Annotated in this window: 6 protein-coding genes and 1 pseudogene; all 7 read left to right on the top strand. The window is 71.8% G+C overall.

The features are described from left to right. Positions 1 to 1,256: pseudogene (locus ABZ297_RS17145) on the top strand (tetratricopeptide repeat protein); the annotation flags it as partial. Between the two features lie 2 nt (positions 1,257 to 1,258). After that, a complete protein-coding gene (locus ABZ297_RS17140) occupies positions 1,259 to 2,017 on the top strand; it encodes a glucose 1-dehydrogenase (protein WP_355346316.1) in 759 nt (252 codons plus the stop codon). A 37-nt stretch (positions 2,018 to 2,054) separates the two neighbouring features. Beyond that, a complete protein-coding gene (locus ABZ297_RS17135; protein WP_355346313.1) occupies positions 2,055 to 2,417 on the top strand; it encodes a phosphomannose isomerase type II C-terminal cupin domain in 363 nt (120 codons plus the stop codon). A gap of 556 nt (positions 2,418 to 2,973) precedes the next feature. Next, positions 2,974 to 5,448, top strand: coding sequence for an FAD-dependent oxidoreductase (locus ABZ297_RS17130; protein WP_355346310.1), 2,475 nt, complete (start codon positions 2,974 to 2,976; stop codon positions 5,446 to 5,448). Beyond that, complete coding sequence (locus ABZ297_RS17125; RefSeq protein ID WP_355346307.1) at positions 5,445 to 6,647, top strand: sarcosine oxidase subunit beta family protein; 1,203 nt, start codon at positions 5,445 to 5,447, stop codon at positions 6,645 to 6,647. Before ABZ297_RS17130 ends, ABZ297_RS17125 begins: the two co-directional genes overlap by 4 nt. 68 nt (positions 6,648 to 6,715) lie before the next feature. Next, positions 6,716 to 6,976 carry a sarcosine oxidase subunit delta gene (locus ABZ297_RS17120; RefSeq protein ID WP_355346304.1) on the top strand — a complete coding sequence of 87 codons (261 nt, stop codon included), beginning with the start codon at positions 6,716 to 6,718 and terminating at the stop codon, positions 6,974 to 6,976. Then, positions 6,973 to 10,152: a 2Fe-2S iron-sulfur cluster-binding protein gene (locus ABZ297_RS17115; RefSeq protein WP_355346301.1), complete on the top strand. Its 3,180-nt coding sequence runs from the start codon at positions 6,973 to 6,975 to the stop codon at positions 10,150 to 10,152. The genes ABZ297_RS17120 and ABZ297_RS17115 overlap by 4 nt, the downstream gene beginning before the upstream one ends. Positions 10,153 to 10,242 lie beyond the last annotated feature (90 nt).

Genomic DNA, 10,242 nt, shown 5'->3' with positions numbered 1-10,242 from the left:
GCGAGGGCGTGGCCGAGCGCGTCGCCGCGCTGCGGGCCGCCGCCGACGCCACCACCGAGCCCGCCGCGCCCGGCCCCGTCGAGGAGCGCGTCGCCTACTTCGACGCCGCCGACGGCTACAACGCCGACCCCGAGCGCTGGGTCGGCTGGCTGGCCCCGCTGTCGGGCAGCGACCTGGAGGCCACCCGTCGTCACACCACCACGCTCGGCTTCCTCGGCTACCCCTCGACGGGCGCCGACATCTACTGGCAGCTGCTCGTCGACTCCGGTGACATCGCCGCCGCCGACCCCGACGACGTGGCCTACCTGACCACGCTGCTCGTCGAGGCCCGCCAGGACGAGCGGCTGGAGCAGATGGCGGCCATGCTGCCGCAAGACGCCCAGCACCTCGCGCTGGCCCGCCTGCACAGCGCCCGCGAGCGCTGGCAGGAAGCCCTCGATGCGGCCGAGCACGCCGTCGCGGCGGGCGCGGGCGTGGAGGCGCGCCGCCTGCTGGCCGGTGCCGCGCAGCAGCTCGACGACCCCGCCAAGGGCGCCCAGACCCTCCTCGACGTCCTCGACGAGCTCACCGACGAGGACGTGTGGCGGATGGTCGTCATGGCCACCGCCGCCGAAGACTGGGCGACCGTCCGCAAGGGCGCGGCCAAGATCGGCATGCCGATCAAGTCCACCGAGGGGCCCATCGACGAGGAGATGGGCCTGATCCGGATCATCCTCCCCGGTCCCGACGGCGGTCAGCGGCAGGTGCTGTCCATCCGCACCGGCCCCGCCACCGCCAGGCTCGCGCTGCCGCAGCCGCGCGGCATGGAGTACAACGCCGGCGACCTGGTCGTGTTCGACCCGCAGCTGCTGGAGCCGGTCCCCGAAGACCCCCAGGAGCAGCAGAACTTCGTGCCGCCCTTCGCCGCGGTGCAGATCCTCCGCTCCGGCGGGTACACCAGCTACTTCTTCGACGGCGCCGCGCCGAGCGAGGAGGACTGGGCGGAGTTCACCGAGGTCATGGCCGAGCGCGGCTGGCCGATGTGGGTCTACAGCGACGAGAACTACACCGTCACCCACCCCACCAGCGGTGAGCCGCTGCCGGGCGTGTTCGGCTGGGTCGCGGTGCCGCCGGACGTTTCGGCGGTCGAGGTCGACGCCCTGCTCGACGACGCCACCGAGCGCTGGTCGCACCCGCTGGCCTGGCTCGACCTGGCCAAGGAGGTCGACGTCGAGGTGGAGCGGCACGAGCGGATCGTCAAGGAGTACGGGCTGTAGCGATGCTCGAACGCTTCAGCCTCGAGGGGAAGGTCGCCATCGTCACCGGCGCGTCCTCGGGGCTCGGAGTGGCCTTCGCTCGCGGGCTGGCGTCCGCGGGGGCCGACATCGTGATCGGGGCGCGGCGTCGCGAGCGGCTGGAGGAGACACGGCGGCTGGTCGAGGAGACCGGCCGCCGGTGCCTGGCCGTGCAGACGGACGTCACCCGGGTCGAGGACTGCGACGCGCTGGTGTCCTCGGCCGTGTCCGCCTTCGGGGCCGTCGACGTACTGATCAACAACGCCGGGATGGGCACGGCGGTGCCCGCGCTACGGGAGCCGCCCGAGGAGTTCCGCCAGGTGGTGGAGGTCAACCTGCACGGCACGTACTGGATGGCGCAGGCGTGCGCGCGGGTGATGCGGCCGGGGTCGTCGATCGTCAACATCGGCAGCATCCTCGGTGAGACCACGGCGGGGCTGCCGCAGGCGGCCTACAGCGCGTCGAAGGCCGCCGTGATCGGGCTGACCAGAGACCTGGCGCAGCAGTGGACCGGGAGGCGCGGGATTCGCGTCAACTGCCTCGAACCCGGCTTCTTCGCCTCGGAGATGACCGAGCAGTACAAGCCGGGCTACCTGGAGCGGATGCTGGAGCAGCGGGTCCCGATGGGGCGGCCGGGCGACCCGTCGGAGCTGGTGGCGGCGGCGATCTTCCTGGCCGGGGACGCGTCGTCGTACGTCACCGGGGTCACGCTCCCCGTCGACGGCGGGATGTTGATCACTTGATAGCTTGCCTCACGGAATTCCGTGATCTGGAGGGCACATGCAGGACATCGACCGGCTTGCGACAGTGGTGCGCGACGAGCGCCCGTGGGGGAACTTCGAGCGTTTCACGCTGAACGAGTCGTCCACCGTGAAGATCATCGAGGTGGCGGCCGGGCAGCGCCTCAGCCTGCAGCGCCACGAGCACCGCGACGAACTCTGGGTGGCGCTCGACCCGGGCTGCGTCTTCGAGGTCAACGGCGAACGGATCGAGCCCGCGGTGGGCGACCGCGTCCTCATCCGCGCCGGCCAGACCCACCGGCTGAGCTCGTCCGGCCCGACGGCCCGCATCCTCGAGGTCGCCTTCGGCCACTTCGACGAGGACGACATCGAGCGCCTCGAAGACGCGTACGGCCGCTCGTAGCGAAGCATCAGCCTTTCTGCTTACGTTCGGCTTCGCCTTCTGGGCGCGTCGGCCGTTTCCGCGGCGGGGCGCATGCGTGCATCCCGCCGCGCGGCATGACGTACGTTCGTTTCCGGCTTCGCCTTCTGGGCGCGTCGGTCGTTTCCGCGGCGGGACGTATGCGTGCGTCCCGCCGCGTGGCTTTTTCTCGCATGTTCAGGTCCTCGTACGTTCGGGCGTCTCGGATGTTCGGGGTGTGCGCTGTTTTCGCGCGCGTCCCGCCGTGCGGTTCGAGACGCCTTCTGGTACGGCACGCGGTGGTTACCCGCCACCCGCCGCACGTGGCTGAGGGCCTCCAGGAATACGGCCTCTGACCGGTACGTGGCCGGCCGCCGTGACAACGCGTCCGCGAACGGACCGCCCGGCACGCCGGTCACGGGGCGTCGGCTGCTCCGGGGGCGACCCGTGTTCTCGTCCTCTCGGCGGCGAAGAGGGCACTTGTCTGTGAATGATCGGCGCTCTATGTTCGTTGCGTAGTCCGGTACTTGTTGCGTATGAGGGAACAACCGGAGGGCGCATGGTGGGCCGGCCCCGTTTGGTGATCGTTGGAGCCGGCATCGTGGGCTGTGCCCTGGCCGATGAGCTCACCGGGCGGGGGTGGACCGATGTCACCGTCGTCGACCAGGGGCCGCTCTTCGCCACCGGAGGGTCGAGCTCGCACGCTCCCGGACTGGTCTTTCAGACGAACCCGTCCAAGACGATGACCGAGTTCGCGTCCTACACCGTGCGCAAGTACACCGAGCTGGGGTGTTTCCGGCAGGTCGGCGGGCTGGAGGTGGCGACCACGCCGGAGCGCTGGGCCGACCTGGGACGCAAGCAGGGGTGGGCCGAGTCCTGGGGCGTCGAGGGGCGGCTGGTCGACGCCGACCGATGTGTCGAGCTCTGGCCGCTGCTCGACCCCGGCAAGGTGCTCGGCGGCTTCCACGTCCCGACGGACGGGCTGGCGGCCGCGGTGGCCTGCGGCGAGAGGCAGGCCGCTCGGGCGATCGAGCGGGGTGCCCGGTTCCTGGCGCATCACACCGTTCTGGGCGTCGAGCAGAGCGGCGGCAGGGTCACCGGCGTCGCGGTGGAGGTGCGCGGGGAGGGCGTCGAGTACCGGGTCGTCCCCGCCGACGTGGTGGTGTGCGCGGCCGGGTTCTGGGGGCCGACGGTCGGCGCGATGGCGGGGCTGACCGTGCCGCTGCTTTCGCTGGCCCACCAGTACGCCAGGACGGGCCCGCTGCCGGGCCGAGCAGAGGCCGCGGCGCCGGACGGATGGCCGATCCTGCGGCACCAGGACCGGGACCTGTACTTCCGCACCCACGGTGACCGTATCGGGATCGGCTCCTACGCCCACCGGCCGATGCCGGTCGCCCAGCACGAGATCGGGCCGAAGGGCACGGTCATGCCGTCGGTGCAGGCGTTCACCGAGGAGGACTTCGACCCGTCCTGGCGGGACGCCGTCGAGTTGCTGCCCGCCCTGAAGCAGACCCACTACGAGGACGGGATCAACGGCGTCTTCTCCTTCACCCCCGACGGTTTTCCGCTGATCGGGGAGGCGCCGCACCTCGACGGGTTCTGGGTGGCCGAGGCCGTCTGGGTGACGCACTCGGCGGGCGTGGCCAGGGCGCTGGCCGAGCTGCTCGTGGACGGCCGCTCCGGCTCCGACCTGCACGAGTGCGACCTCAACCGGTTCGAGAAGGCGCAGCTGTCGCCCGCGTTCATCGAGGAGCGGGGCAAGCGGAACTTCGTCGAGGTCTACGACGTCATCCATCCGCTCCAGCCGATGGAGTCGCCGCGTCCGATGCGGACGAGCCCGTTCTACCAACGGCAGCGGGAGTTGGGCGGGTACTTCCTGGAGGCGGCGGGATGGGAGCGTCCGCAGTGGTTCGAGGCGAACGTGCCGTTGCTGGAGGACCTGGTGCGGCGGCGCCGCACCGACCTGCGTGACCTGCCGGAGGAGGCGCGGGGCATGGCCGTCGAGCCGTTCCTGGGCGCGGCCCAGCGCGACGCGTGGGCCTCCCGCCACTGGTCGCCGGTGGCTGCCGCCGAGTCGCACGCCACCCGGGAGGGCGTGGCGCTGTACGACATGACACCGCTCAAGCGGATCGAGGTCGCCGGGCCGGGCGCGGCGGCGTTCCTGCAGCACCTGACCACGAACAACGTGGACAAGAAGCCCGGTTCGGTCACCTACACGCTGCTGCTGGACCCCGGGGGCGGGGTCCGGTCGGACCTGACGGTGGCGCGGCTGTCGGAGGACAGGTTCCAGGTGGGCGCCAACGGCAACCTGGACCTCGACTGGCTGACCAGGCACGCGCCCGGCGGCGTCCAGGTACGCGATCTCACGCCGGGCACCTGCTGCATCGGGGTGTGGGGGCCGCGGGCCAGGGAGTTGGTGCAGCCGCTGACGGACATGGACCTGTCCCACGAAGGTTTCCGCTATTTCACCTGTAAATCGGGGTATGTCGCGCAGGTTCCGGTGCTCGCGATGCGCGTCTCGTACGTCGGCGAACTGGGCTGGGAGCTGTACACCACGGCCGACATGGGGCTCAAGCTGTGGGACACGCTCTGGGCCACCGGCCTGCCCATCGCTGGAGGCAGGGCCGCGTTCAACAGCCTCCGGCTGGAGAAGGGCTATCGGCTCTGGGGCGTCGACATGACCCCCGAGCACAACCCGTACGAGGCCGGGCTGGGCTTCGCCGTCAGGCGCGACAAGGACTTCCTCGGCGGCGACGCCCTGTCCGAGGACATCACCCGCAAGCTGGTGCCGCTGCTCAGCACCGAGGTGGTGATGGGCAGGGAGCCGGTGCGGCACGCGGGTCGCACCGTCGGGTACGTGACCAGCGCCGCGTACGGGCATACCATCCAGCGTCCCATCGCCTACGCCTGGCTGCCGATCGAGCTGTCAGCACCCGGGACGCATGTTGATATTTCCTACTTCGGGCGTCGCGTCCCTGCCGAGGTCGCCGCCGAGCCGCTGTTCGACCCCGGGATGGAGAAGATCAAACGGTGACCCACCCCGACTTCCTCTGGCGCAACCCCGACCCCAGGCCGTCCTACGACGTGGTCGTCGTCGGCGGCGGCGGGCACGGCCTGGCCACCGCCTACTACCTCGCCAGGAACCACGGGATCAAGAACGTCGCCGTGCTGGAGAAGGGCTGGCTCGCCGGCGGCAACATGGCCCGCAACACCACGATCATCCGCTCCAACTACCTGTGGGACGAGAGCGCCGCCATCTACGAGCACTCCCTGAAGCTGTGGGAGGGGCTGAGCGACGAGCTCGACTACGACCTGCAGTTCAGCCAGCGCGGCGTGCTCAACCTGGCGCACAACCTCGGGGACGTCCGCGAGGGCAGGCGCAGGGTCAACGCCAACCGGCTCAACGGCGTCGACGCGGAGTGGCTCGACCCTGACGAGGTCAGGAAGTTCTGCCCGATCATCAACGTCTCGGACCAGGCCAGGTACCCGGTCCTGGGCGCGACGTTGCAACGGCGCGGCGGCATCGCCAAGCACGACCACGTCGCCTGGGCGCTGGCCCGCAAGGCCGACGCGTACGGTGTCGACCTCGTCCAGGGCTGCGAGGTCACCGGGTTCGAGCTCGCGGGGAACCGGGTGGTGGCCGTCCAGACCTCGCGGGGGAGGATCGCGGCGGGGAAGGTCGCGCTGGCGTCCGCCGGGCACACGTCGGTGCTGGCGGAGCGGGCCGGGATCCGGCTGCCGCTCCAGTCGCACCCGTTGCAGGCGCTCGTGTCGGAGCTGCTCGAACCGGTGCTCGACTGCGTGGTCATGTCGAACGCCGTGCACGTGTACGTCAGTCAGGCGCACAAGGGCGAACTGGTCATGGGGGCGGGCATCGACGCGTACAACTCCTATGGCCAGCGCGGTGGTTTCCACGTCATCGAGGCGCAGATGGCGGCGGCGCTGGAGCTGTTCCCGATCTTCAGCAGGGTGCGGGTGCTGCGTACCTGGGCGGGCATCGTGGACGTCTCACCCGACGCCTCGCCCATCATCGGCCGGACCCCGGTGGACGGCCTGTACGTCAACGCGGGCTGGGGCACCGGCGGCTTCAAGGCCACTCCGGGCTCCGGCTGGGTGTACGCGCACACGATCGCGCACGGCGAGCCGCATCCGCTGGCCGAGCCGTTCGCGCTCGACCGGTTCAGCACGGGGGCGCTCATCGACGAGCACGGCGCGGCGGCGGTCGCGCACTGAGCCGCACCCGGCGCCGCACCCCGCGTCGCACCCCTGAGTCGCACCCTGAGTCACTGAAAGGCGAGCTGATGCTGCTCATCGACTGCCCGCACTGCGGGCCCCGCGACGAGACCGAGTTCCGGTACGGCGGCCAGGCGGGGATCGCCTACCCCGACCGTCCAGCGGAGCTGTCCGACGAGGAGTGGGCCGGGTACGTGTTCATCCGCGACAACCCCAAGGGCTGGTTCCACGAGCGTTGGTTCCACGTGCACGGCTGCCGGACGTGGTTCTCCCTCGAACGACACACGGTCACACACGAGATCCGGCCCGTGGTCAGGGAGGCGCTGTGACCCGTCTGCCTGAGGGCGGCCTGGTGGACCGCTCGGTCACGCTGTCCTTCAGCTTCGACGGGCGCACGCTGCACGGGCACCCCGGCGACACGCTGGCGTCCGCGCTGCTGGCCAACGGTGTGCGCGTGGTCGGGCGCGGCGTCGAGCTCGGACGGCCGCGCGGCGTCTTCTCGTCCGGACCGGAGGAGCCGAACGCGCTGGTCAGGGTCGGTGCCGACCCGATGGTGGCGGCGACCACCGTGGAGCTGCACGACGGGCTGGAGGCGTGGAGCCTGAACGGCAAGGGCCGGGTGAGCCTGCACGACGACGGCGATGCCGGCGCCGACGACCGCCGCTGTGACAAGGGCTACCTGCACTGCGACGTACTGGTGGTCGGCGGCGGCCCGGCCGGCCTGGCCGCCGCGCTGGCGGCGGGTGAGTCGGGCGCGCGGGTGATTCTCGTGGACGACCAGCCGCGGCTCGGCGGCGACCTGCTGAACAGCCGCGTCCGGCTGGACGGGGCTCCAGCCCTCGGCTGGGTGGACGCGGTGCGGGGCCGCCTGCGGGCCCGGGTGCTCACCAGGACGACGGCGATCGGGTACTACGACCACAACTACGTGATCGCGGTGGAGCGTCGCGAGCGCGGTGAGCGGCTGTGGCACTTCCGGGCCCGCCGGGTCGTGCTCGCGACGGGCGCGCACGAGCGCTCGCCCGCCTTCCCTGGCAACGACCGTCCGGGGGTGATGCTCGCGTCCGCCGCCCGCGCCTACGCCAACCGCTACGGGGTGCGTCCGGGACGTCGCGCGGTGGTGTTCGCCTGCGCGGACTCCGGTTACGAGGCCGCCCGCGACCTGCTGGCGGCCGGGGTGGAGATCGCCGCGATCGTGGACCCGCGCCCGGCGGGGCTGCCCGCGCAGGCCGACGTCCTCGCCGGGCAGACCGTCACCGGCACCAGCGCCGACGCCGACGGCCTGCTCACCGGCGTCCAGGTGGGGGAGCGGTACTTCGAGGCCGACCTGCTGGCCGTGGCGGGCGGCTGGAACCCGGCCGTCCACCTGTTCAGCCAGTCGCAGGGCCGCGTCAGGTTCGACGAGGCCGCGCAGGCGTTCGTCCCGGACCTGTCGGCCCAGGCCGAGCGGTCGGCGGGCGCGTGCAGAGGCCTGTACGACACGACGGCCGCGATCGAGGACGGCCACGCGGCCGGAGCCGAGGCGGCCCGGCTGGCGGGCTTCCCGGACGGGACCGGCTTGCGCGCTCCGGTCAGCAACGAGTCGGCGCTCAGGGAGCCCGCCGCGCTCTGGAAGGCGGGGCCCGGCGACCCGGAGTCCGACGCCGTGTCCTTCGTGGACCTGCACCGGGACGTCACCGTGGCCGACCTGGCGAGAGCGGCGGGCACCGGAATGCGCTCGGTCGAGCACGTCAAGCGCTACACCACCGCGGGCACCGGCGCCGACCAGGGCAAAACCTCGGGAGCCGTCGTGGTGGGCGTGATGGCGGCGCTGCTCGGGGCCGCGCCGGGCCAGGTGGGCACGACCACGTTCCGCCCGCCGTACGCGCCGGTGTCCTTCGCCACGCTGGCGGGGCGCGACCGCGGCGTCCTGTCCGACCCGGTCAGGACCACCGCCCTGCACGCCTCGCACGTCGCCAGGGGCGCGGTCTTCGAGGACGTCGGCCAGTGGAAGCGTCCGCGGTACTTCCCGCTGGACGGCGAGACGATGGAGCAGGCGGTGCTGCGCGAGTCCCACGCGGCCCGCACCGCGGTCGCCGCCATGGACGCCTCCACGCTCGGCAAGATCGACATCAGGGGCGCGGACGCCGCGGAGTTCCTCGACCGCGTCTACACGAACCTGTACTCCACGCTGAGCGTCGGTTCGTGTCGGTACGGGGTGATGTGCACCGCCGACGGCATGGTCTTCGACGACGGCACCACCACCCGCCTCGCCGATGACCACTTCCTGACGACCACCACCACGGGCAACGCGGCGGCCGTGCTCGACTGGCTGGAGGAGTGGCGGCAGACCGAGTGGCCCGGCCTGGACGTCCGGTTCACGTCCGTGACGGACCACTGGGCCACGGTCGCCGTGGCGGGCCCGAAGGCGCGCGAGATCATCGCCGCGATCGCGCCGGGGGCGTCGGAGCTGGCGTTCATGACGTACGCCGCCACCGCGGTGCTCGGCGTCGAGGGCCGGGTGTTCAGGATCAGCTTCTCGGGCGAGCTGGCGTACGAGGTCAACGTGCCCTGGTGGTACGGCAGGTCGCTCTGGGAGACGGTGCTCGACCTGGGGGCGGTGCCGTACGGGACGGAGACCATGCACGTGCTGCGGGCCGAGAAGGGGTTCGCCATCGTCGGCCAGGAGACCGACGGGACTGCTACCCCGCAGGACCTCGGCATGTCGTGGCTGGTCTCCAAGCGCAAGCCGGACTTCGTGGGCAAGCGCTCGCACGCCCGCCCCGACACCTCGCGCCCCGGCCGCAAACACCTGGTGGGGCTGCTGCCGGACACCCATGTGGAGGAGGGCGCGCAGCTGGTGGCGCCGGGCACCACGGGGCCGATGCTGGGCCACGTGACGTCCAGCTACCCGGCCGGGACGCTGGGACGGCCGTTCGGCCTGGCCATGGTGCGCGACGTGGCGTCAGGAGACCGGCTGATCGCGGTGTCCGGGGCGGGGGCCGTCCAGGTGACGGTGGTGGAGCCGGTCTTCCACGACCCGGACAACGCCCGGCGCGACGGCGATCCCGTGTTCGCGGGGACGGTGCCCGCGGGGACGGTGGGGGAGTGTCGCGCGGAGAGCCCGGCCGCCGCGTTCGCCGCCCGGTTCGCGGCGGCCTCCACCGAGTCGGTGAGGCTGCGTGAGGTGCCGTTCCTGCGCATGTGGGAGGTGCGCGGGACGGACCCGGGCCGCGGCCTCAGGCTGGGCCCCGACTGGTGGCTGGTGGCCGGGCAGGGCCGCCCGGACTGGGTGGACGTCTCCGGCCAGCGAACCGTGCTGGAGCTGTCGGGCCCCGGCGCGCTCGACGTCCTGATCACCGGCTGCCCGCTCGACCTGGACCCGTCGGTGTTCACCACGCACGCCCAGACCCTGCTCGGCAAGGCCCCGGTGATCCTGGAGCGGACGGAGGAGGGGTACCGCGTCCACGTCCGGTCGTCGTTCACGTCGTACCTGGCCGAGTGGCTGCTTGACGCTCTCGCGGGATAGTTGGGCCGCTCCGGGTAGTCACTATACGTAGAATTTACGAAAAAGTGACTTGGGGGTTCTGTGGTGCAGTTACGGGCGATAGGGGCATGT

Source organism: Nonomuraea sp. NPDC005983 (assembly GCF_040614375.1).
GTDB lineage: Bacteria > Actinomycetota > Actinomycetes > Streptosporangiales > Streptosporangiaceae > Nonomuraea.
This window is presented reverse-complemented; position numbering and strand designations above follow the sequence as displayed.

Coding starts and splice junctions, on each gene's coding strand:
- ABZ297_RS17120 (WP_355346304.1), top strand. CDS start 6,716: ATGCTGCTCATCGACTGCCCGCACTGCGGGCCCCGCGACGAGACCGAG.
- ABZ297_RS17140 (WP_355346316.1), top strand. CDS start 1,259: ATGCTCGAACGCTTCAGCCTCGAGGGGAAGGTCGCCATCGTCACCGGC.
- ABZ297_RS17130 (WP_355346310.1), top strand. CDS start 2,974: ATGGTGGGCCGGCCCCGTTTGGTGATCGTTGGAGCCGGCATCGTGGGC.
- ABZ297_RS17135 (WP_355346313.1), top strand. CDS start 2,055: ATGCAGGACATCGACCGGCTTGCGACAGTGGTGCGCGACGAGCGCCCG.